General features: G+C 73.3%; 26 protein-coding genes. 2 read left to right on the top strand and 24 right to left on the bottom strand.

Annotated features, from left to right (window positions below; all coding sequences use genetic code 11):
• Positions 1-3 precede the first annotated feature (3 nt).
• From fliQ to KV394_RS09480, 8 genes are read right to left on the bottom strand one after another with little or no spacing between them, the layout of a single operon-like run.
• Positions 4-276 (bottom strand): flagellar biosynthesis protein FliQ, encoded by a 273-nt coding sequence (fliQ, locus tag KV394_RS09445; protein WP_136029649.1) that lies wholly within the window; start codon positions 274-276, stop codon positions 4-6.
• On the bottom strand, positions 273-1,088 hold the full coding sequence (gene fliP, locus KV394_RS09450) for a flagellar type III secretion system pore protein FliP (protein WP_206251678.1): 816 nt from the start codon (positions 1,086-1,088) through the stop codon (positions 273-275). The genes fliQ and fliP overlap by 4 nt, the downstream gene beginning before the upstream one ends.
• Positions 1,085-1,588 carry a flagellar biosynthetic protein FliO gene (locus KV394_RS09455; protein ID WP_247981315.1) on the bottom strand — a complete coding sequence of 168 codons (504 nt, stop codon included), beginning with the start codon at positions 1,586-1,588 and terminating at the stop codon, positions 1,085-1,087. Before KV394_RS09455 ends, fliP begins: the two co-directional genes overlap by 4 nt.
• A 50-nt stretch (positions 1,589-1,638) precedes the next feature.
• The gene (gene fliN / locus KV394_RS09460; protein ID WP_136031168.1) at positions 1,639-2,298 is read right to left on the bottom strand and encodes a flagellar motor switch protein FliN; all 660 of its coding nucleotides are present in this window, start codon (positions 2,296-2,298) and stop codon (positions 1,639-1,641) included.
• Complete coding sequence (locus KV394_RS09465) at positions 2,295-3,230, bottom strand: flagellar motor switch protein FliM (RefSeq protein WP_205814364.1); 936 nt, start codon at positions 3,228-3,230, stop codon at positions 2,295-2,297. Before KV394_RS09465 ends, fliN begins: the two co-directional genes overlap by 4 nt.
• A 43-nt stretch (positions 3,231-3,273) precedes the next feature.
• Complete coding sequence (locus KV394_RS09470; RefSeq protein ID WP_247981316.1) at positions 3,274-4,083, bottom strand: OmpA/MotB family protein; 810 nt, start codon at positions 4,081-4,083, stop codon at positions 3,274-3,276.
• A complete protein-coding gene (locus KV394_RS09475; protein ID WP_136031174.1) occupies positions 4,080-4,892 on the bottom strand; it encodes a motility protein A in 813 nt (270 codons plus the stop codon). The genes KV394_RS09470 and KV394_RS09475 overlap by 4 nt, the downstream gene beginning before the upstream one ends.
• On the bottom strand, positions 4,892-5,149 hold the full coding sequence (locus tag KV394_RS09480; protein ID WP_247981317.1) for a flagellar FlbD family protein: 258 nt from the start codon (positions 5,147-5,149) through the stop codon (positions 4,892-4,894). Before KV394_RS09480 ends, KV394_RS09475 begins: the two co-directional genes overlap by 1 nt.
• Before the next feature lie 271 nt (positions 5,150-5,420).
• On the opposite strand from KV394_RS09480, the gene KV394_RS09485 reads away from it, so the two are divergent.
• The gene (locus KV394_RS09485) at positions 5,421-6,779 is read left to right on the top strand and encodes a M23 family metallopeptidase (RefSeq protein WP_247981318.1); all 1,359 of its coding nucleotides are present in this window, start codon (positions 5,421-5,423) and stop codon (positions 6,777-6,779) included.
• A 103-nt stretch (positions 6,780-6,882) separates the two neighbouring features.
• On the opposite strand, the gene KV394_RS09490 is transcribed toward KV394_RS09485, so the two are convergent.
• Positions 6,883-8,187 (bottom strand): FAD-dependent oxidoreductase, encoded by a 1,305-nt coding sequence (locus tag KV394_RS09490; RefSeq protein WP_247981319.1) that lies wholly within the window; start codon positions 8,185-8,187, stop codon positions 6,883-6,885.
• Between the two features lie 84 nt (positions 8,188-8,271).
• Here KV394_RS09490 and KV394_RS09495 point away from each other — a divergent pair, with 84 nt between their 5' ends.
• Positions 8,272-8,613: an ArsR/SmtB family transcription factor gene (locus tag KV394_RS09495; protein WP_247981320.1), complete on the top strand. Its 342-nt coding sequence runs from the start codon at positions 8,272-8,274 to the stop codon at positions 8,611-8,613.
• Positions 8,614-8,693: 80 nt separating this feature from the next.
• On the opposite strand, the gene KV394_RS09500 is transcribed toward KV394_RS09495, so the two are convergent.
• The 15 genes from KV394_RS09500 to KV394_RS09570 all read right to left on the bottom strand — a co-directional run bounded on the left by KV394_RS09500 (position 8,694) and on the right by KV394_RS09570 (position 20,943).
• Entirely contained in the window at positions 8,694-9,854 is a 1,161-nt protein-coding gene (locus KV394_RS09500; RefSeq protein WP_136034174.1) for a flagellar hook protein FlgE, read from the bottom strand.
• A gap of 25 nt (positions 9,855-9,879) precedes the next feature.
• The gene (locus KV394_RS09505; RefSeq protein ID WP_247981321.1) at positions 9,880-10,338 is read right to left on the bottom strand and encodes a flagellar hook capping FlgD N-terminal domain-containing protein; all 459 of its coding nucleotides are present in this window, start codon (positions 10,336-10,338) and stop codon (positions 9,880-9,882) included.
• Between the two features lie 14 nt (positions 10,339-10,352).
• Entirely contained in the window at positions 10,353-11,879 is a 1,527-nt protein-coding gene (locus tag KV394_RS17395) for a flagellar hook-length control protein FliK (RefSeq protein ID WP_282187124.1), read from the bottom strand.
• Entirely contained in the window at positions 11,876-12,298 is a 423-nt protein-coding gene (locus KV394_RS09515) for a flagellar export protein FliJ (protein ID WP_247981322.1), read from the bottom strand. The genes KV394_RS17395 and KV394_RS09515 overlap by 4 nt, the downstream gene beginning before the upstream one ends.
• Entirely contained in the window at positions 12,295-13,587 is a 1,293-nt protein-coding gene (locus KV394_RS09520) for a FliI/YscN family ATPase (RefSeq protein ID WP_247981323.1), read from the bottom strand. The genes KV394_RS09515 and KV394_RS09520 overlap by 4 nt, the downstream gene beginning before the upstream one ends.
• Positions 13,584-14,192 carry a FliH/SctL family protein gene (locus KV394_RS09525; RefSeq protein ID WP_247981324.1) on the bottom strand — a complete coding sequence of 203 codons (609 nt, stop codon included), beginning with the start codon at positions 14,190-14,192 and terminating at the stop codon, positions 13,584-13,586. Before KV394_RS09525 ends, KV394_RS09520 begins: the two co-directional genes overlap by 4 nt.
• Positions 14,182-15,186, bottom strand: coding sequence for a flagellar motor switch protein FliG (fliG, locus tag KV394_RS09530; protein ID WP_136031068.1), 1,005 nt, complete (start codon positions 15,184-15,186; stop codon positions 14,182-14,184). The genes KV394_RS09525 and fliG overlap by 11 nt, the downstream gene beginning before the upstream one ends.
• Positions 15,183-16,808, bottom strand: coding sequence for a flagellar basal-body MS-ring/collar protein FliF (fliF, locus tag KV394_RS09535; RefSeq protein WP_206251669.1), 1,626 nt, complete (start codon positions 16,806-16,808; stop codon positions 15,183-15,185). The genes fliG and fliF overlap by 4 nt, the downstream gene beginning before the upstream one ends.
• Entirely contained in the window at positions 16,808-17,113 is a 306-nt protein-coding gene (gene fliE / locus KV394_RS09540) for a flagellar hook-basal body complex protein FliE (protein WP_247981325.1), read from the bottom strand. The genes fliF and fliE overlap by 1 nt, the downstream gene beginning before the upstream one ends.
• Positions 17,110-17,505: a flagellar basal body rod protein FlgC gene (locus KV394_RS09545; protein WP_136031062.1), complete on the bottom strand. Its 396-nt coding sequence runs from the start codon at positions 17,503-17,505 to the stop codon at positions 17,110-17,112. Before KV394_RS09545 ends, fliE begins: the two co-directional genes overlap by 4 nt.
• Positions 17,502-17,843, bottom strand: coding sequence for a flagellar basal body rod protein FlgB (locus KV394_RS09550; protein ID WP_136031061.1), 342 nt, complete (start codon positions 17,841-17,843; stop codon positions 17,502-17,504). The genes KV394_RS09545 and KV394_RS09550 overlap by 4 nt, the downstream gene beginning before the upstream one ends.
• A gap of 110 nt (positions 17,844-17,953) precedes the next feature.
• The gene (locus KV394_RS09555; protein WP_136031059.1) at positions 17,954-18,250 is read right to left on the bottom strand and encodes a hypothetical protein; all 297 of its coding nucleotides are present in this window, start codon (positions 18,248-18,250) and stop codon (positions 17,954-17,956) included.
• Entirely contained in the window at positions 18,247-18,633 is a 387-nt protein-coding gene (gene fliS, locus KV394_RS09560) for a flagellar export chaperone FliS (RefSeq protein ID WP_247982855.1), read from the bottom strand. The genes KV394_RS09555 and fliS overlap by 4 nt, the downstream gene beginning before the upstream one ends.
• A 2-nt stretch (positions 18,634-18,635) precedes the next feature.
• Complete coding sequence (gene fliD, locus KV394_RS09565) at positions 18,636-20,024, bottom strand: flagellar filament capping protein FliD (RefSeq protein ID WP_136035470.1); 1,389 nt, start codon at positions 20,022-20,024, stop codon at positions 18,636-18,638.
• 88 nt (positions 20,025-20,112) lie between these two features.
• Entirely contained in the window at positions 20,113-20,943 is an 831-nt protein-coding gene (locus KV394_RS09570) for a flagellin N-terminal helical domain-containing protein (RefSeq protein WP_136044837.1), read from the bottom strand.
• Positions 20,944-20,962 lie beyond the last annotated feature (19 nt).

A 20,962-nucleotide genomic window follows, 5' to 3' on the forward strand; every position in this document is an offset into this window, starting at 1 on the left:
CGCTCACCCGCTCAGCAGCGCCGGGATCCGGGCGAACATCTCGTTCGTGAAGGCGATGATCTCCGCGATCATCCAGTTGCCGGCGATCAGCAGGGCGATGCCGACCGCGACGATCTTCGGCACGAACGACAGCGTCACCTCCTGCACCTGGGTGATGGACTGCAGCAGCGAGATCGCGAAGCCCACCACGAGCGCGGTCACCAGCATGGGCGCGGCGAGCTTGGCCGCGATGAGCAGCCCCTGCGCGCCGATGTCGAGCACGGCCTCCGGGCTCATCCCACACCTCCGTAGCTCTCCAGGAGGGCCTTGATGATGAGCCCCCAGCCGTCCACGAGGATGAACAGCAGGATCTTGAACGGCAGCGAGATCATGACCGGCGGGAGCATCATCATGCCCATCGACATCAGCGCGGCCGCCACGACCAGGTCGATCACCAGGAACGGCACGAAGATCACGAAGCCGATGATGAACGCGGCCCGCAGCTCCGAGATCATGAACGCGGGGATCAGCGTGTACATCGGCACGCTCGCCGCGTCGTCGGGGTTGTCCTGACCGGCCATGCGGGTCATGAGCGCGAGATCCTCCTCGCGCGTGTAGTGCAGCATCCACTCGCGCAGCGGACCCTGGCCGATGTCGACCGCCTGCGTGAACGTGAGGGCGCCGTCGATGTAGGGCTGCACCGCGAGCGTGTTGATCTCGGTGAGCACGGGCCACATGATGAACAGCGACAGGAACAGCGACAGGCCCGCCAGCACCTGGTTCGGCGGGATCGTCGGAAGCGACAGCGCGTTGCGGGTCATCGCCAGCACCACGAAGATCTTCGTGAACGACGACATCATCAGCAGCAGCGCCGGAGCGACCGACAGCAGCGTGATGCCGAGCAGCGTGAGGATGGAGCCGGACGGGCTGCCGTCGACGCCATTGATGTCGATCGAGACGCCCTCGCCCTGGTCGTCGGGCAGCACCTCGGCGTGCGCGGGACCGCCGCTGCACAGCACGAGCACCGCGACCACGAGCAGCACCGCGGCCGCGACGGCGAGCAGCCGCCACGGCGCGCGACGAGGCTCGACGGCCCGGGCTGCGGTCATCGTGCGCGCCGGAGGGCCTCGGCGGTCTGCCGCCAGGTGTCGGGGGAGAGGATGGAGCCGCGCAGGGGGTCGTTGCGGTGCCGCACGCGCCGGCGCAGCTCGGTGCCGTCGCCCGGGGCGGCGGAGGTCGCGGTGCCGGCGGGGGTCGCGGGCGTGCCGGGGGTCGCGGGCGTGCCGGAGGTCGCGGGGGCGGCGGGGGTGCCGGTGAGCGCGGCTGCGGCGAGGATGCGCTCGAACTCCGCGGCGTCGGCGGCGGCGTCGCGCGGTGCCGGCCCGGTGGGCGGGGCCGCGGGCTCCGGGCGCAGCGGAAGGCGGTCGACCACGCTCACGCCGTGCTCCGTGACACCCAGCACGTAGCGGGCGTCCTCGGTCTGCACCACCACGAGCTGCGCCTTCGCCCCGAGGCCCTGACGCCCCAGCACCGTGATCGGCTCGGCGTCGCGCTTGCGCGACTGGGTCTTCGCGACCCGGCGCTGCAGGAACCACAGCAGGCCGAGCACCGCCGCCAGGGAGAGCCCGACCCGCAGGGCGAGCAGCAGGTCGTCCAGGGTCAGGCCTCGACGTTCTCGAGGATGCGCGTGATCCGCACCGCGTAGTCCTGGTCGACCACCACGACCTCGCCGTGAGCGATCGTGCGGCCGTTCAGCTTCACGTCCGCAGGGGCGCCGGCCGAACGGTCCAGCTCCACGATGCGGCCGGGCTCCAGGTCGAGCACGTCGCGCACGGCCATGCGGGTGCGGCCGATCTCGACCGTCAGCTCCATCTCCACACCGGCGATGCGGTGCAGGCGGCCGTCGCCGCCGGCGGGTCGTGCCGGGCGGTGGGTGATGCGCACGGCGAGCCGGCCGATCGTGCGCTCGCCCTCGTCGACCAGGTCGAACAGCTGCGCGTGCGGGTCGGCGAACAGCGCCGACGCATCGCCCGTGGCGGCCTCGCCCAGCACGCCGGGGCCCAGGGCGGTCACGGCCGCCTCCAGCGCGTCGAGCAGCCGGTCGGCGACGGGCCGTCCCGCCAGGCCGTCGATCAGCGCGTCGGGGTCGAGAAGCTGCACCGCGAGCTGGGCTCCTGCTTCGCCGACGAACTGCACGACGACCGCGTCGCCGGTGTCGCCGGAGGCCTGCGACGCCCGTGCGGTGACGGGCGCTGCCGTGGGGAGCCGGGCGGCGAAAGCGGCGGCGACGGCGGATTCGTAAGCGGTGGTGCTGGTCACGCGGACTCCTGGGCGGCGGGGGCGGATGCGGGGACGGTGGTGGTGACGACGCACGCGAGACGCGCGCCGGAGCTGCCGACCGCGGCCGTCGCGACGGTCTGATCGCCGACCGTGAGCAGCAGCGGCCGGTCGGCGGAGTGGGGGAGGGCCAGGAGGTCGCCGACCGCGAGGTCGAGCACCTCCCGCGGCAGGACCGAGCGGGGGGCGAGGCGCAGGGCGACCTCGACCGGCGCCGCCTCGACCTGGCGGCGCACGAGGCCCGGGGTCTCCGCACGGTCGGTGAGGGCCTCGCGCACGGCGAACCCTGACAGCACGGACGCGGGCAGCATGATGCTCGCCGGCACCGTGCGCCCGCCATGCCGCATCGACAGTCGCGCCACGATCACCGGCTCCCCGGCGGCCGCGACCTGCGCGAACTGCGAGCTGTACTGGATCCCGGCGACGGTGACACCGGTGGGCAGCAGGCCGTCGAGCGCGGCCGCGAGGTGCTCCGTGGCCTCCGTCACGAGGGAGCGCAGCAGCGCCTGCTCGATCGGCGTGAAGGTGCGGTCGTCGACCGTCGCGGTCGAGCGCCCTCCGACCATCTGCACGATCCATGAGGTGGCGGTGGAGGTCGGCACCTGCAGGATCATCCGCTCGTCGGAGTCGGGCAGGGCGCACACGATCATGGTCGTGGTGGTCGGCAGCGACTGCGCGTACTCGCCGTAGGTGAGCATCCCGACGTGCTCGACCGCGATGGTCGCGCGCACGTGGATCCGGCCGGACAGCTGCGCCGACCACTGCCTGGCGAACGTCTCGAACGCGAGCTCGAGCGTGCGCGCGTGCTCGCGCGACAGCGTCGCCGCACGGCCGAAGTCGTACACCTCGACCTCGGCGGTCGCTGTCGCCGTGCGTGCGCGCACCGCGGAGCGCGCACCGTCATCCCTCACCACGTACCCGACTATCGGGCGGCGGAGGGCGTGCGTTAGGGAGGGGTCAGGGGGAGGTCTGCGCCGCGCCCGCGGCGGGGAGCAGCGCTCGCACCTCCTCGCTCGCATCGGAGAGGACCACGATGTCGACGCGGCGGTTCTCGGCCAGCTGCTCCGGGGTGCTGCCGGCGACCACGGGACGGGTGTCGCCGAAGCCCACCGACTTCAGGTGCGCGGGCGGCAGGCCGGCCGACTCCACCAGGTAGCGCAGCACCTGGGTCGAGCGCCCGGCCGACAGCTCCCAGTTCGTCGGGAACGGCGCGACGGAGCCCCGGGCGTCCGCGTGGCCCTCGACCGAGATCTCGTTGGGCGTCGTGACCAGCACCGATCCCAGCGCGTCGAGCACCTGCGTGGCGGCGGGGCTCAGCGCGGTGCTGTTGGTGGTGAAGAACGTCTCGGCGCTCACCAGGCCGATCGTGAGGCCGCGCTCGTCGATCGTGAAGGTCACGTCGGCTTCGAGGCCGCGCTCGGCGAGCACCTGCCGCAGCCGGTCGCGCAGCGCCGACAGCTCGTCGAACTCCTGCTGCGCCGCCGCGGCCTCGGTGTCGGCGAAGTCCTGGCCCTTCTCGTCCAGCAGGTCGGGCGGCACCACGACACCGGTGACCGCGTCGATGTCCTCGGAGGGCTCCTGCCCGAAGCCGGTGGCGAGCGACGCGCTCAGCGCCTCGAACTTCTCCTGGTCGACGGTCGACATCGCGAACAGCACGATGAACATGCACATCAGCACCGTGACCATGTCGAGGTACGACGCCATCCAGCGCTCGTCCGGTCCGCTGTGCTCGGACTCGGTCACGCGGCGGCGTGCGCGCACGCTCATGAGAACAGGTCCTCGGCGTCCTCCGCGGGTGCGGGCTGCTCGGTGCGGCGCGAGCGTCCGCCGGACCGGTCGGACACCAGCGCACCCAGGCGCTCCCGCACCAGCTGCGGTGCGGCGCCCGCCTGGATCGCCAGCATGCCCTCCATCAGCACGGTCATGCGCTCCAGCTCCAGCTCGCCCAGGCGCTGCAGGCGTCCGCCGATCGGGAGCCAGATGAAGTTGGCCGACAGCAGGCCCCACAGCGTCGCGACGAACGCGGCCGCGATCATCGGGCCGAGCGTGTCGGGCTTGTCGAGCTTCTCCAGCACGTGCGTCAGCGACACGACCGTGCCGATGATGCCGACCGTCGGGGCGAAGCCGCCCAGCGTCATGTAGAAGCGCGAGGCCGTGCGGTTGCGGGCGGCGGTCGAGGTCAGCTCGTCCTCCAGCAGCACCCGAAGGTCCTCCGCGTCCGTGCCGTCGGCGATGCTCTGCAGTGCCTGCCGGAGGAACGGGTCCTTCTCCTCGTCGAGGCCCTGCTCGAGGGCGAGCAGCCCCTCCGACCTGGCCTTCTCGGCGTAGCCGACGACCGTGTCGATCATGCTCTGCGCGGTGCGGCGCTCGCCGCGGAACGCCCGGGGGAGCGACTTCACGGCGTGCAGGGCGTCGCGCAGCGTGCCGCTGGCGAGACCCACGGCGATGGTCGCGCCGAACACGAGCACCATCGGGGCGGGCAGGAGCAGCGAGCCGATGGTCGCGCCCTCGAGGTTGATCATGGCGATCAGGGCCCCGAACGCGAGGACCAGGCCGAGGATGAGCGACGGATCCATCAGGCCTCCGTCCCGGCGGTGGCCGTGTCGACGGTGTCCGTGTCGACGGTGTCCGTGGCGACGAGGGCGGCGGCGGTGGCGAGCACTCCCGCGCGGAAGCGGGTGATGCGGGCGATCACGTCGTCCATCGTCTCCGTGACGACGAAGGTCGCGCCGTCGACCATGATCAGCGTCGTGTCGGGCGTGGCCTGCACACGTTCGATCAGGTCGGGGTTCACCGCGAACCGGGTGCGGTTCAGGCGCGTGAGGACGATCATGGGCTCCATCCTGGAAGGCTCGCTCCGTCCGGAGACGGAGAACAGACGGCCCGTCCTGGGCTGTCGGGAGGGACTGTCGGCCGTGCGGCGCGACGCGTTAGGGCGCGGGGTGCGCGACGCGCCGACGACGCCCCGACCTTGCGTGTGCGCCGTGTCGCAGGCGGCCGGGCGCGTCGACCGGGGTCAGCATGGACGGGACCGGACCCGACCGAGAGCGCATCGACGTGCGCGCGGCGCCGGAGGCGGACCGGAAGAGAAGGAGACGCACCCCGTGAAGCAGCGAACCCCGCAGACGGCGGCCGAGACGGCGGCGGAGGACTGCGGGTGCGCCCCGACCCCCGCCGAGCGCGAGTCGCTGTGGCGGGTGAACGTCAGCCGCCGCGGCGCCTTCGGGCTCGGGGCGCTCGGCGTGGTCGCGCTCGCCGCGTTCGGCGTGGGCACCGGGGTGTCGGCCGCGTACGCCGCGACCTATCCGAGCTGGGACGACGTGCAGCGGGCCAAGAACAACGAGGCGGCCAAAGCGGCCGAGGTCTCGCGCATCGAGGGGCTGATCCAGTCGCTCACCCGCAAGGTCGCGGAGACGCAGGCGGCGGCGCAGGTCGCGTCCGACGAGTTCTACGCCGCCCAGCAGGCCTACTTCGCGGCGATCACCGAGGCGGACAACCTCCAGGCGGAGGCCGATGAGCAGTCCGCGCTCGCCGAGTCGTCCGCGAAGAAGGCCGGACAGATCGCGGCGCAGCTGTACCGCAGCGGCGGAGACGACACCTCGCTGCAGCTGTTCTTCGCCGGCTCCGGTGCGAGCGCCGACCAGCTGCTGTCGCGGCTCGGGACGATGGACAAGTTCCTGCAGTACAACCAGTCGGTGTACGACAACGCCGTCGCGGCGCGCAACGCCGCCCAGTCGCTGAGCGACCAGGCCGCGGTCGCCCGCGATGAGCGCGACCGGCTGCAGCAGGTCGCCGAGCAGAAGATGGAGGCGGCACAGCAGGCCGCGGAGGCCGCGCAGGCCGCGCTCGACGAGCAGTCGGCGAACCTGGCGACCATGCAGGCGCAGCTCGCGGCCCTCAAGGACACCACCGCCACCACGGTCGCGCAGTACCAGGCGGGTGTCGCGGCGCGCGAGGCCGAGGAGAAAGCCCGACGCGAGCGTGAGGCCGCGGCGGCGGCCGCGGCGGGCGGCGGCAACGGCGGCGGCGGAGGCACGGCGGGCTCCGGGGGCTGGGTGCGGCCGCACGGCGGGGCCCGCAGCTCCAGCTACGGACCCCGTACGTCGATCTGCGGCCCTCGGGGCTGCTCGTCGAGCTTCCACTACGGCGCCGACCTGGCGAACGGCTGCGGTGCCGCCATCTACGCCGCGAACTCCGGCACCGTGGACTACGCCGGATCGAACGGCAACTACGGCAACTACGTGCGCATCCAGCACGGCGGCGGCGTGAGCACGGGCTACGCGCACATCAAGAACGGCGGCATCATCGTGCGCCGCGGCCAGTGGGTCAACGCGGGCCAGGTCATCGCCTACGCCGGAGACACCGGCCGTTCGTTCGGCTGCCACCTGCACTTCGAGGTGTACATCAACGGCGGGTACACGAACCCCGTCCGCTTCATGGAGGACCGCGGCGTCTACGTCTGACCCGGCGGAGGCGCGGCGGTCGACCCGGTGGGTGAGCCGTGTGCGCAGCCCGCCTGCCGCTCGGCTCAGCTCGACGGATACGACGGCGGAGTAACGCCCCGCGTCAGCCCACGCTGACCGGGCGCGAGCCGAGCTGGAGCACGGTCGGCGCGCCGCAGCAGCCGCCTCCGGCCTCGGCGTCGAACCCGCCCGCACCGCCGCACACCCCGGTCGCGGGGAGCACGAGCTCATCGCGCGCGGCGGCCTCGTGGTCGCCCGCGAGGTGCGCGACCACGCTCCGGACCTGTTCGAAGCCGGTCAGCGCGAGGAACGTCGGCGCCCGGCCGTACGACTTGGCACCGACGACGAACAGGTCCTGTTCGGGCTGGGCGAGCTGTCGCGCACCGGTGGCGGGCACGGAGCCGCACGAGTGGATGTTGGGGTCGATGTCGGCGGCGATGCCGGCGACGGCGTCGAGGGTGGGGTCGAGGGCGATGCGCACCTCGCGCAGGAAGCTCGTGTCGGGCCGGAACCCGGTGAGCGCGAACACCTGGGCGACCCCGGCGATCTCGCGGCCGTCCTCCGCGTGCACCGAGAGCGTGTCGCCGCGGGAGGCGAGCGCGGCGACGCGGAACCCGGTGACGAGCTCGACCGTCCCGGCGTCGACCACCTCGCGCGCGCGGCGGCCGAGGGCGGCGCGCTCGGCGAGGTCGTCGGCGTCACCTCCGCCGAAGGTGTGCCCTGTGCTGCCGCGCCGCAGGAGCCAGGTGACGCGGGTGCCCGGCTCGCGGCGGGCCAGGTCGGCGAGGCGGAGAGCGGTGTGCGTCGCAGAGTGCCCGGCCCCCACGACCACGACGTGCCGCCCGGCGAACGCGGACACGTCGTCGGGGATCCGGTACGAGACCCGGTCGGCGGCTGCGGTCTCGCCCAGGGCGGGGAAGCCGTCGGCGCCCGCGGGGTTGGGAAGGCCCCAGGTGCCGCTCGCGTCGATGACCGCTCGGGCGACGATGCGGCCCTCCACGCCCTGGCGGTCTCGCGTGTGGACGATGAACGGCTGCGCCGCCCGGCCGCTGTCCACGACCCGGTCTCGTCCCTGTCGGGCGATCCCGGTGACGGTGGTCGCGTAGCGCACCCGCTCGCCCAGGCTCGCGGCGAGGGGCGCGAGGTAGCCCTCGACCCATTCGGCGCCGGTGGGGTACCCGCGGCTCGGCGCGACCCAGCCGGTGGGTTCGAGCAGGCGGCGCGCCGCCGCGTCGGTCAGCTCGGGCCACGCGGAGAACAGGCGCACGTGCCCCCATTCCGCCACGGCGGCCCCGGCGGCGTCGCCGCGTTCCACGACGATCGCGTCGAGACCGCGCTCGGTCAGGTGGGCGGCGGCGGCGAGGCCCTGCGGGCCGGCTCCGATGACGACGACGGGTAGTGCGGACATGCGATGCTCCTCGTATCGATGAATATCAATACGAGGAGCATCACGGATCTATCGAAGAATGTCAATACGTGAAAGACTGGACAGGTGAGTCTCCCCACCGTGATCGACCAGACCGCGTGCTGCGTGCCGCGGGTGACCTCCGCGCTCACGCCGCACGACGCCGAGCGGGCGGCGCGCGTGTTCAAGGCGATGGGCGATCCGACCCGGGTCCTGCTGCTGTCGCTCATCGCGGGCAGCCCGGAGGGGGAGGCGTGCATCTGCGACCTCACCGAGCCCGTCGGACTGTCGCAGGCGACCGTGTCGCACCACATGAAGCTGCTCGCCGAGGCGGGACTGGTCACGCGTGAGCAGCGCGGGCGGTGGGCGTACTTCGCGGTGAACGACGAGGTGCTCCGCGCCGCCGCCGACGCGCTGCGCCCGGCCTGACGCTCCGCCCGCTCCACCAAGCCGTACGAGACGGGAGGGCCCCCGACGCGCGGTGGACCCTCCCGTGCGACCCCGCGGGATCATCGCTTGAGGTTGGTCAGCTCCTGCAGCACCTCGTCGCTCGTGGTGATGATGCGTGCGTTCGCTTGGAAGCCGCGCTGGGCCACGATGAGGTTCGTGAACTCCTGCGACAGGTCGACGTTCGACATCTCCAGCGCGCCGCTGATGATGCCGCCCAGGCCCGCGGTCCCGGCCTGACCGAGCTCGGGCTGACCCGAGTTGCCGCTCGGGCGGAACTGCGAGGAGCCGACCTTCTCGAGTCCGCCGGGGTTGACGAAGCCGGCGAGCGCGATGCGGGCGAGCACCTGGGTGTCGCCGTTGCTGAACGTCCCGACCAGGCTGCCGTCGTTGGTCAGCGCGTAGGAGGCGAGCGTGCCGGCCGGCTTTCCGTTCTGCTCCTTGAGGGCGAGGTCGCTCACGTCGGCGAAGCCGGTCACGGCGGACAGGTCGACCGTGATGCCGCCCGACACGATGCTGCCCGCGCCGTTCTGCTTCCCGTCGGTGAAGGTGAGCGAGGTCGTGGCGCCGGCACCGTCGGCCACGTCCCACCCGGTCGCGGTGCGGGTGAACGTGAGGCGCAGCGTGGTGGCGGCGCCGTCGGCGTCGTAGGTCTTGATGTCGCGGACGAGGGTCTCACCCACGGCGGCGCCCGAGGGCAGGTTTCCGGTGGCGCGGGCGGTCGTGGTGGCCGCGGCGGGGCTCAGCGCTCCGACCGGGAGGGTGATGTCGCCGATGCCCTGGCCGGGAACGATCGCGCCGTTCTGCGCCGTCCAGCCCTGCACGAGCGCGCCGCCCGCGCCGACCAGGCGACCGGTCGCGTCGAACGTGAAGCCGCCGTTGCGGGTGTACAGGGTCTCGCCGCCCGACCGCACCACGAAGAAGCCGTCGCCCGAGATCATCAGGTCGGTGGGCACACCGGTCGGCTGCGGGGCACCGCCGGCGAAGTTGGTGCTGATGCCGGCGACCTGCACGCCGAGGCCCACTTGGGCGGGGTTCTGACCGCCCTGGGCCTGCTGCGGCAGCATCGAGTTGCGCAGCAGCTGCGACAGCGAGTCCTGGAACTGCACGGACGACGCCTTGAAGCCGGTCGTGTTGACGTTGGCGATGTTGTTGCCCGTCACGTCGAGCATGGTCTGGTGCGAGCGGAGGCCGGAGATTCCGGAGAAGAGCGAGCGGAGCATGGTGATGCCTTTCTGGGGAGAGGGGTCAGGCAGCGGAGCCGGGAGCGAGGGAGACGCCGGAGACGGCGTCGAGGGGGATGGAGACGTCGCCGATCATGACGAGCGGCACCGCCCCCTTGTAGGACACCGCGGTGACGATGCCCTTCTTGGTGGTGCCGTCGGCGTCGACGTACTGCGCCTCGCGCCCGACCAGCGCGGCGGCGGTCTGGCGCATGCTGAGCGCGAAGTTCTCGGTGGTGGTCGTCGACAGCGCGGTGAGCTGCTCCATCGAGGCGAGCTGCGTGGTCTGCGAGATCATCTCGTTGGTGTTCATGGGCGAGCTGGGGTCCTGATTGGTCAGCTGTGTCACGAGCAGCTTCAGGAACACCTCGGAGTCGAGGGTCTTCTTGCGCTCGGATGCGGGGGTGGTGCTGCCCGTCTGCACGCCGGACGCGGGTGTGCTGCCCGGGGGGATCGTGCCGGGGATGGAGTCGACCGTGGTCATGGGGTCCTCTCTGATCAGGCGTAGACGTCGATGCCGCCGTGCGGCGGGGCGGTCGGGACGGGCGTCGGTGGTGCGGGCGAGGTCGACGGCAGGGGCCGCGCGGCCGCGGGCTGCCGGTTGGTGCCCTGGCCCCCGGCGGCGCCCTGGCCCCCGGCGGCGCCCTGGCCTCCGGTGGTGCCCTGGCCTCCGGCGGAGGGGCCCTGCGGGGTGGACGAGCCGGGGCCGTCCGACGACGAGGCGAGACTCAGGGTGGCCTGGGGTGCGGCGACGGCGAGGTCGCGGCGGAGGTCGGCGAGGATCGCCCGCAGCGCCTCGCGGCCGAGCTCACCGGGCGCCTGCAGCTCGATGCGGATCGCGGCGCCGGAGATGTGGGCGCGCACGGTCACCGGTCCCAGGTTCTCGGGCGACACCGTGAGCGTGATCCGGTGGTCGCCGTCGGACGCGCGGGCGAGCGAGACCACGGGCGCCGACAGCTGCGGCAGGAGCGGGGTCCGTGCCGCGGCGGCGGGCGCGGCGGGCGGCGGAGCGGCGGCGGAGGTCGGGCTGCTCGGGGCGACCGCGGCCACGGGGGCTGCGCCCTCCGACGCGGGGGACGGAGCGGCGGCGGGGCTCGCGGTCGCGGCGGTGGCGGGTGCGGATGCGGGGGTCGTCGCGGCGTCGGTGGCGGCGTCGGGGGCGGAGCCGGTGTCGCCCGGCACGAGGCGCAGGGGCGGTGCGGTGTCGGTCGCAGCGGCGACGGGCGCGGGGGCGGACGACGTGGTGGAGGGCACGGGAGTCGCAGCCGCGGCGGGCGCGGGGGTGGCTGCTGCGGCCGCGGGGGAGGGCGCGGCGGCGGGCGCGTGCGTGGGGGAGGCAGCTGCGGGGGAAGCGGCTGCGGGGGAGGCGGCTGCGGGGGAGGCGGTCGTGGCCCCCACCGGGGAGGCCGCCCCGTCCGCCGCGGTCGCCCCGAGCGCGGAACCGACGGCACCCGGGAGCGGCGCGGGAGCCGTCGCCGGAGCGAGGGCTGCCGCCGCGGTCGCGGAGGGTGCGGGTGCCGCGCGGACGGGGCGGGCGTCGGCGTCGGCGCGGAGTGCGCGTGGCGTGTCGCCACCCGGGGCCATGCCACCGGAGGCGGTGTCACCCGCGGGCGTCGCGACCTCGGGCACGCCGGGTGCCGCGGGGCCGGTGCCACCCGCGAGCGTGCCGTCGGCCGGGGCAGCGGGGGACGCCGCAGCGGGGGGTGCGGGCGGCGCCGCGGCGGTGGCGGGGTCGAGGTCTCCGGCGCCGGCGCCGGTGGGGTCGGCCGGCGCCGGGCGCGGCTCGGTCGGGGCGGCCGTCCCGGGGGCGGACTCCGCGGACGGAACCGGGGTCTCGGCGACATCCGCGGATGCCGTCGCACTGCGATCGCGATCCTCGGCGTCGTTGCGGCGCTGGGCCGAGCGCTCGGCATCGCGCACCGCGTCGGCGAACGCCGCGGCCCCCGCCGACGGCGCGGCCGCCGGGCCGCCGGAGGGGCGGGGTGCGCGCGCGCCGAGCGCGCCGAGGAGGTCGATCGGGGTCACCGGGGGTCCTCCGTCCGCGTGCGCGTGCCGATCTCGTCGAGCTCCGCCTGCTCCGCGTGCAGGTCGGCGGCACGGAGCTCGGCCGCGTGGGCGTCGGCCAGGCGCTCCAGGCCGCGCAGCGTGCGGCGGGCGTCCGCGTGCTCCGCGCGCGCCTCGGCGACGGTCTCGTGCTGCAGTTCCGACAGCGTGCGCAAGTCGGCGAGCAGCGCGCGGCCGGCCACCCGGGCGGCGGCGAGCGCGGCGAGCGAGCGCACGTCAACGGCCTCGGTGTCGGCGCCGGACAGGTGCGCGCGCAGGGCCCGGTCGCGCGCCTCGGTGTGCTGCGCGTCGATCACGGCCCGCGACAGCCGCTGCGCCGCGGCACGCTCCTGGATCTCCCGCACGCGCAGGAGACCGGCCAGCGAGAACGAACGACTCATGCGACCCCCTCGAAGGCGCCGACCAGGGCGTCCAGCCGGCGCCACGACTCCTCGATGTCGCAGGTCTCGTCGAGCGACTGCGTGAGGAAGGCGGAGATCTCCCGCTCGTGCGCGATGGCGGCGTCGATCCGCGGATCCGCTCCCGCGTGATACGCGCCGATGTCGATCAGGTCGGTGGCGCGACGGCGCGCGGCGAGCACGGCCCGCAGCGTCGCGGCGTGCGCCCGGCGCTCGGCTCCGGTGATCTTGCCCGCGACGCGCGACACCGAGCCGAGCACGTCGATCGCGGGGTGGTGGCCGGACAGCGCCAGGGCACGGTCGAGCACCACGTGGCCGTCGAGGATCGAGCGCACGGCATCGGCGATCGGCTCGTTGTGGTCGTCGCCGTCGACGAGCACGGTGTAGATGCCGGTGATCGACCCGGTGCGGTCGGTGCCGGCGCGCTCCAGCAGCCCGGCGAGGATCGAGAACGTCGACGGCGGGTAGCCGCGCGTGGCCGGGGGCTCGCCCGCCGACAGCCCGATCTCGCGCTGGGCCATCGCCACGCGCGTGAGCGAGTCCATCATGAGGATCGCGTGGGCGCCGTCGTCGCGGAACGCCTCGGCGATGCGCGTGGCCGTGAACGCCGCGCGGATGCGGGCCATGGCCGGCTGGTCCGAGGTCGACACCACCACGACCGACCGGGCGAGGCCGGCGGGTCCGAGGTCGTCCTCGATGAACTCGCGCACCTCGCGTCCGCGTTCGCCGACCAGCGCGATCACGGTGACCTCGGCCTCCGTGCCGCGCGCGATCATCGACAGCAGCGACGACTTGCCCACCCCGGAGCCCGCGAACAGGCCGACGCGCTGACCGCGGCCGACGCTCACGAGCGTGTCCAGGGCGCGCACGCCCAGGGGGAGCGGGGCGGTGATGCGGTCGCGCTCCAGGAGGGAGGGCGTGGCGTGGTCGAGGCTCACGGTGGGGGCGACGAGCGGCCCCTTGCCGTCGATCGGGCGGCCGAGCCCGTCGAGGATCCGCCCGAGGAGCGCTCGTCCGGTGGGCACCCGCACCGGACCGCCGCTGCCGCGGACGGGCGCGCCGACGGTGAGCCCGGCGACCGGGGCGAGCGGCATGCACCGCAGCCCGTCCTCACCCGTGGCCACGACCTCGGCGTCGATGCCGTCGAGCGTCACGACGTCACCCACCGCGCCGTCGACTCCGCGCACGTGCACGCTGAGTCCGCGCACCCGGGTGACCTCGCCGATGCGCTCGGGTCGTACGGCGTCGCGCACCGCGCCCCAGGCCGTCATGTCGCGCTCCCGTCGAGCGCGCGGCGGGCACGGTCGAGCGCGGCGGAGACCCGGGCGTCGACCACCCCGTGCTCCGGCACCGCGACGGCGTCTCCGCGGTCGAGCGTGGCGTCGGCCACGAGGGTGAAGCCGTGGCCGGCCGTGTCGGGATCGCGCTCCAGCACGCGCAGGTCGTCGGGGTGCACCCGGACGGTGCGGGCGGCCGCGGCCTCCGGGGCGGCGAGCACGCGGCGCAGTGCGGCGGCGGCGGAGGCCCCCGGTTCGCTCAGCTCGGCGGCGAGGATCAGCTCGGCCAGCTCGATCGCATGACGCAGCACCTGCTCGTGGGCGACCGAGGCGAGCTCCTGCTCGCGCGCTGCGATCGATGCGGTGGCCGCGTGGAGGGCGGCCACCGCGGCGGCGGTCTCGTGCGCCCTGGCCGCCTCACGCTGCGCCCGCTGCTCCTCGGCCGCCCTGGCCTCGGTCTCCGCCTGGGCGGCACCCGCGCGGTACCCCTCGGCGTGGCCCTCCGCGTAGCCGCGACGGCGTGCACGCTCCTGCTCGGCGCGGTGGTCGGGGCCGCCGAGCCGCGGGAAGGCCGCGGGGGCGAAGGCGTCAGTAGACATATTCGTCCTCGTCGGCGCGCTGCACCGTGATGTCGCCCGCCGCCTCCAGGGCTCGGATCGTGCGGACGATCTCGGCGCGTGCCTCCTCGACCTGCGACATGCGGACGGGGCCGAGCGTGCGGGCCTCCTCGTCGAGGTTCTCCCTGTTGCGCTCCGAGACGTTGCGGCGGATGAGGTCGACGATGGGCTGCGGGGCTCCCTTGAGGGCCAGCGCGAGCGAGCGGATGTCCATGCCGCGCAGCACGCGCTGCGTGTCCCGGTCGTCGAGCTTGACGATGTCGACGAACGTGAACATGCGCGAGCGGATGTCCTCCGCGAGGGCGCTGTCGCGGTCTTCGATGCTCGCCAGCAGCGCCTTCTCGATCGTCGCCCCGGAGCGGCCGATGATCTCCACGAGCGGCTCGACACCGCCCAGAACCTCCGGGGCGTCGCGCGACGCGAAGCTGCCGGTGCGCGACTTGAGGGCGTCGGCGACGATCGCGATGGCCTCCTGTGACGCGGTGCCCATGGTCGCGATGGCCTGGGCGACGTCGGTGCGGGCGGGGTCGGGGAACGCGGCGAGCACCGCGGCGGCCTGATCCGCGGAAAGGTGGGCGAGCACGAGCGCGACGGTCTGCGGCAGCTCGCCGTCCAGCAGGGTGGCCAGTTGCGCGGGGTCGGCCGAGGTGAGGAACTCGAACGAGGCGCTCATCGAGGTCGAGCCGACGCGGCCCAGCACGGCCGCCGCCCGTTCGGCGCCGAACGACGCCTCCAGCAGTCCGGCCGCGATGTCGCGTCCGCCGCGTGCGGGCGGCAGGTGCCCGGCGGCGATGCGGTGGAACTGTCCGAGTGCCTGCGCCGTCGTGGCGGCGTCGAGGTCCTGCAGCCCGATGATCTCCGCGGCCACCGCCTCCGCCTCGGCCTCGGACAGGTGCTTCATCACCTCCACCGCCTGGGCGCGGTCGAGGTTCATGAGAACGACCGCGGCGGTCTGCCGGTCGGTCAGCCCGGTCACGCGTGCGACCGATCGTCGATGAGGGTGCGCAGCAGCTCGGCCGTGCGCTGCGGGTCCTGCCGGGTGAGGGCGCCGATCTCGGCGCGGCGGCGCTCGAGGCTGACCTGGGCGGGCTCCGGGTCGGGCTCGGGCTCCGGGTCGAGGTCGGGCGCCGGCTCCAGGAACGCCAGCGGGGTGGTGGGGGCCTCCAGCACGGCGGTGGGTGCGTCGGCGGACAGCGCCGACAGGGCGGGCGGCCGGTCGCCGAACAGCTGATCGAACTCCTCCACGCGTCCGGCCCGACGGCGGGCGCGGATGATGAACGCGGCGATCGCGGCGATCAGGGGGATCGCGATGGCCGCGGCGATGATGACGGTGTTGAGCAGGGCGGCCTGTCGTTCCGCGTTCTCGGCGTCCTTCGCGGCCTGCAGCGCCGCCTGCGCGGACTCGGCGTCGGTCTTGCTGAACGCGACCAGCTCGACGGTGAGGTCGTCACCGCGGGCGCGGTCGATGCCGGCGGCCGTGGACACCAGGTCGCTGAGCTGTGCGGAGCTGAGGTCGCCGCCAGCCCCGGCGTCGACGGCGACCGACACCGACTGCCGCAGCAGCGTGCCGGCCGGGGTCGAGGTGCTCTCGGTGGCCTTGTTGACCGCGTTGGTGCGGCTCTGCTCGGTCGCCGACGACGTGCCGCCGTTCTCGCTGGGCACGGCGATGTTGTCGGGGCCGAGCACGCCGGCCTCCGAGCTCGCGCCGTTCTGCGTCTGGCTGCGGGTCTCCTCGGTCAGCGGCGGGGCGCCCTCGGCCGGGGTGTAGGTCTCCTCGATGCGCTCGTTCACCGACCGGTCGATCTCGGCGACCACCGTGACGGTCGCGTTGCCGGGGCCGACCACCGTGTCGAGCATCTGCTGCACGCTCGCCGTGACGCGTGCCTCGTAGTCGCCCGCCTGCTGGTCGAGGCCGCCCGTCGAGCCGACGCCGACGGCCGACAGCGTGCGCCCGGTCTGGTCGACCACGGCGACGTTCTCCGGCTTCATGCCGCTGACCGCCGCGGAGGTGAGGTGCACGATCGCCTCGACCTGCTTCTGGTCGAGGGTGCTGTTGCCCGCGGTCTCCACGAACACGGAGGCGGTCGCGTCGACGGTCTCCGACACGAAGACGCTCTCCTCGGGGATCGCGAGCTGCACGGAGGCGGCGGAGACCCCGTCGATCGCGGAGATCGTGGCGGCGAGCTCGCCCTCGATGGCGCGCTTGTACGTGACCGACTGCTGGAACTCGGAGGTGGTGACGCCCATGTCGTCGAGCAGCGAGTAGCCGGCGCTGTTGGCGCTGGGCAGTCCGGCGGATGCGGCGGCGAGGCGCTGGTCGTACACGTCCTTCTCCGGCACGAGGACGGTGGCGCCGCCGTCGGCGAGCTCGTACGGCACCGACGCGGAGCGGAGCTGCTCGACCACGGCGTTGGCGTCGGTCGCGCTCAGCCCGGAGAACAGCGGGGTGTAGGTGGGGCGGGTGAGCCAGCTCGACAGGGCGATGATGCCGAGGGCGAGCACGGCGACACCGATGATGGCGATGGTGCGCTGGGCGAGCGAGAACCCCGCGATGACACGGCGGATGCGCTGGAACGCACCGGCGACGGCCGGGGGCATCAGGCCTGCATCCGCATGATCTCGTTGAACGCGTCGACGCCCTTGTTGCGCACGGCGGCGACGAGCTCGAGCGTCACGGCCGCGCGCGACGACGCGATCATGGCCGCGTGGATGTCGTCGAGGTCGCCCGTGACCGCGGCGACCTTGAGCGCGTCGGAGTCGGACTGCAGCGAGCGCAGCTCGTCGATCGCGCCCGTGACGCTGTTCGCGAAGGCGGAGCCGTCGGTCGTCTTCGCCCCGGTGACGGGGGAGGTGGTGAGACTGAGGGACGAGGCGACGGCCTCGATTCCGGAGACCGCGCTCATGCGTTGCGTCCGATCTGCAGGGCCGACTCGTAGGTCGTGCGGGCTCGGTCGACGATCGCCGCGCTGGCCTGGTAGCCGCGCTGCGCGAGGATGAGCTGGCTCATCTGGTCGCCGAGGTCGATGTCGGGGTAGCGCACGTAGCCGTTCGCGTCGGCGAGGGGGTGGTCGGGCTGGTGCACGAGGCGGCCCTCGGCGCTGCCCTGCACGGTGCCGGCGACGTAGACGCCCGGCGACTGGGCGCTGGTCTGCGCGAGCACGTAGCGCGCACGGAACGCGGCGCCGTCGGTCGAGCGCACCGTGTTGATGTTGGAGATGTTGTCGCTGATGGCGTCGAGCCACTTGCGGTGCACGGTCAGTCCGGTGCCGGCGATGCCGATCGCGTCGAAGGTCATGAGGTCCTCATCGCGGTGCGCATGGAGGAGAACGAGCCGTTCACGGCCTGCGTCGCGAACTGGTAGCGCAGCATGGTGTCGATGCTGGAGAGGGTCTCGGTGTCGAGGTTGACGTTGTTCCCGTTGAGCCTGGTCGGCTCCAGCGAGGTGCCGACCGTCGCCGACACGCGTCCGTCGCCGCGGGCGATCGAGTCCGCGAGTGCCTCCTCGAACCGCACGCGCTTGGCGTGGTAGTCGGGGGTGTTGATGTTGGCGATGTTGTCGGCGATGGCCCGCTGGCGCAGCGAGAGCCCATCGAGCGCACTCGTGAGTGCGGTGATGGTGACAGAGTCGAACACGAACCGGCTCCCCGTGTGTGGTGGAAATGGCCGATCCCTGGCCGAGTCTTGCGAGCCATCCGTGCTCACGGTGCACTGTCGGCAGGCAGGCCGGGTGCGTTAGGCGGCCGTCAGCCGTCCACGTCGAGGTAGGCCGGTGCGTCGGGTTCGCGCGGTGCCGGTACGCGCCCCACGGCGCCGAGGTGCTGGCGGACGCCGTCGATCTCGTGGCGTACGCGGTCCATGGCCGCGCGCTGGCGGTCGATCACGCGGCGGGCGCGGTCGGCGAGGTGCGCGGGCAGCGGCGCGGGCGGCGGCGTCCAGGGCGGCAGCTCGTGCGTCTCGACGGCTCCGTCGGGTGCGGCGAGGATGCGCTCGGCTTCCTGCTCCAGCCGGTCCAGCAGCTCCTCCCAGGCGTCGGCGCTCACGCGCGGCTCTCCGCGAGCGACCGCGACGCCTCGTGCCAGGCGTCGCGCAGCGGGGCGACGATGCCGTGGCAGGCCCTGGTGCGTTCGGGGTCGCGGCCGATGTTCGCGCCGATGAGCGTCTGGGTGAGGAAGACGTAGAGCGAGCGGAGGCCGGCGCTGCCGTTCCACTCGTCGGTGAGCGACGACGACAGTTCGGCGACGATGGCCTGCGCGTGCTGCAGCTGCGCGTTCGCCTCGGCCCAGTCGCCCGCACGCTGGGCGGTCTCGCCGCGTTCGATGTCGAGCAGCAGGCGGTCGTACAGCATGGTGACCAGTCGCTCCGGCGGCGCGGAGAGGATGGCGTCCTCGCGGTAGCGCTGCTGGGCGCGCAGGGCGGCGTTCATGCTCACGAGTCCGATCCGGAGCGGCTGCTCGGCAGCGAGTTGATCTGCGACGCCAGGTACGACGATTGCGACTGCATCTGCGACAGCATCACCTCGAGCCGGGCGTAGGTGCGCTCGAGGGTGGCCTTGCGCTGCGCGAGGCGCACGTCCCAGCGCTCCATCTGCTCGCCGAGGCTCTTGACCTCGCTCTCCTGCCCGGTGATGCGGGTGGTGAGCAGTCCGTCGTACTTGTCGGAGAACGACGTCGCGGTCTCCTCGATGCGCGCGGCGACCGCGGAGAAGAGCGCGCCGACCGCATCCGGGTCCTTCGCGAGCTCCTCGGCGAACTTGTCCTCGTCGAACGTGAGCTTGCCGTACATGTCGGTCGAGATGCCGATGGTGGAGGGCGAGACGCCGTCGACCGGGTGCTGCACGGCGTCGGCGAGCGCGGTGCGCATGCCGCGGATGGTGCTGTCGCCGGTGAACACGCCGAGGGTCGTCTTGCCGCCCTGACCGGTGGGGACGGTCGCCTTCGAGCCGTTGTCGATACGGGTGAAGATGTCGGTCACGAGGGCGATGAACTCGCCGGAGGCCTTGGTGCGGGCGGCCGTGTCGACGGCGACGGTCACGGTGACCGGGGTGGTGGAGGGGGTGGAGACGGTGACGTCGACGCCCTCGAACAGGTCGGTGAAGGTGTTGCTGGTCGAGGTGAGCACCTGCTCGGCGCCGGTTCCTGCCCACAGGCGCACCTGGGCGTCGGTGCCGGTGGCGATCACGGCCGCGCCGGTCTCGGTGGCGACGTCGGTCGCGGTTCCGTTCTGCACGGCGGCGATATCGCCGCGGTACACGCGGAAGCGCCCGGCCTCACCGGAGTCCTCGGCGCGCAGCTGCAGGCGGTGCAGCGGGTTGCCGTCGGCGTCGCGCCCGGCGGGCACGGCGGTGGCCACGATCCCCGTGTCGGCGTCGTTGATCGCCTGCGCGATGTCCTGGATCGACGCGGAGTCGGCCTGCACCTGCACGCGCTCGCCCGCGGCGTTCTCCAGGGTGAGCACGGGCGGGTCGACGGCCCAGCCGCGCGAGGCGGCGGTGACGACGGTGTGGGTCTGGGCGACGCGGTCGACGACGATGTCGGTGGTGAGCGGGACGGCTCCGGCCCGTAGCGCGACCTTCACGGTGTCGGACGACGAGGTGCCGGTGAAGCGGTCGAGACCACCGGGGGCTGCGGCCTTCTCGGCGGCGGTCGCGAGGTTCTGCACGGCGGTGTTGAGGGTGCGCAGCTGCGTCATGACGGCGTTCTTGTCGTCGATCTTCGCCTTGAGCAGCGTGCGCGGGATCGCGTGCACGTCCATCAGCGCCTTGATGATGTCGGTGGTCTTCAGGCCGGACACGAGGCCGTCGAGCGAGAGCGACATGCGCGATCCCTTCCGTGTGGGGGAGGGTCCGGGTGACGGACGGCGCCGTCACCCGGACCCCCGGTGCGATTCAGTGCTGCGGTGCGGATCAGCGCAGCAGCTGGAGCACGCCCTGGTTGGCCTGGTTGGCCTGTGCGAGCATCGCCGTTCCCGCCTGCGACAGGATGTTCGCCGACGTGAACTTGACCATCTCGGACGCCATGTCGGTGTCGCGGATGCGGCTCTCGGCGGCGGCGAGGTTCTCGGCCGACACGTTGAGGCTGTTGATGGTCGACTCGAAGCGGTTCTGCAGCGCACCGTAGCCGGCACGTGCGGTCGAGACCGCCTGGATCTGCGTGTCGATGCCCGCCAGAGCAGCGCCGTACGATGCCGCGTCCGTCATGCCCGTCGCGAGCGTCTTGATGTCGGCACCGAGCGTGGCGAAGTTGGTCAGGTTCACCGAGATCTGGTCCTCGGCGGCGACCGCTCCCGCGCCCACCTGGAACGTCAGCGTCGAGCCGCCCGAGAGCAGCTTGATGCCGTTGAAGTTGGTGCTCGCCGCGATCCGGGTGAGCTCGTCGCCCAGGGCGGAGATCTCGGTCTGGATGGCGTCGCGCGACTTCGCGTTGTTCGAGTCGTTCGCGCCCTGGTTGGTCAGGTCGCGAACGCGCTGCAGGATGGAGTGCACTTCGGTCAGGGCGCCTTCTGCGGTCTGGATGACCGAGATGCCGTCCTGGGCGTTGCGGGCCGCGACGTTCAGGCCGTTGACCTGCGAGCGCAGGCCCTCGGAGATCGCGAGGCCGGCGGCGTCGTCCGCTGCGCGGTTGATGCGGAAACCGCTCGAGAGCTTCTCGAGCGACTTCGACACGTCGTTCTGCGTGTTGGACAGGTTGCGGTAGGCGTTGAGCGCCGACACGTTGGTGTTGATCTGCATACCCATGAGGGTTTCCTCCGTGATG

Source organism: Microbacterium sufflavum, from assembly GCF_023101165.1.
GTDB classification, from domain to species: domain Bacteria; phylum Actinomycetota; class Actinomycetes; order Actinomycetales; family Microbacteriaceae; genus Microbacterium; species Microbacterium sufflavum.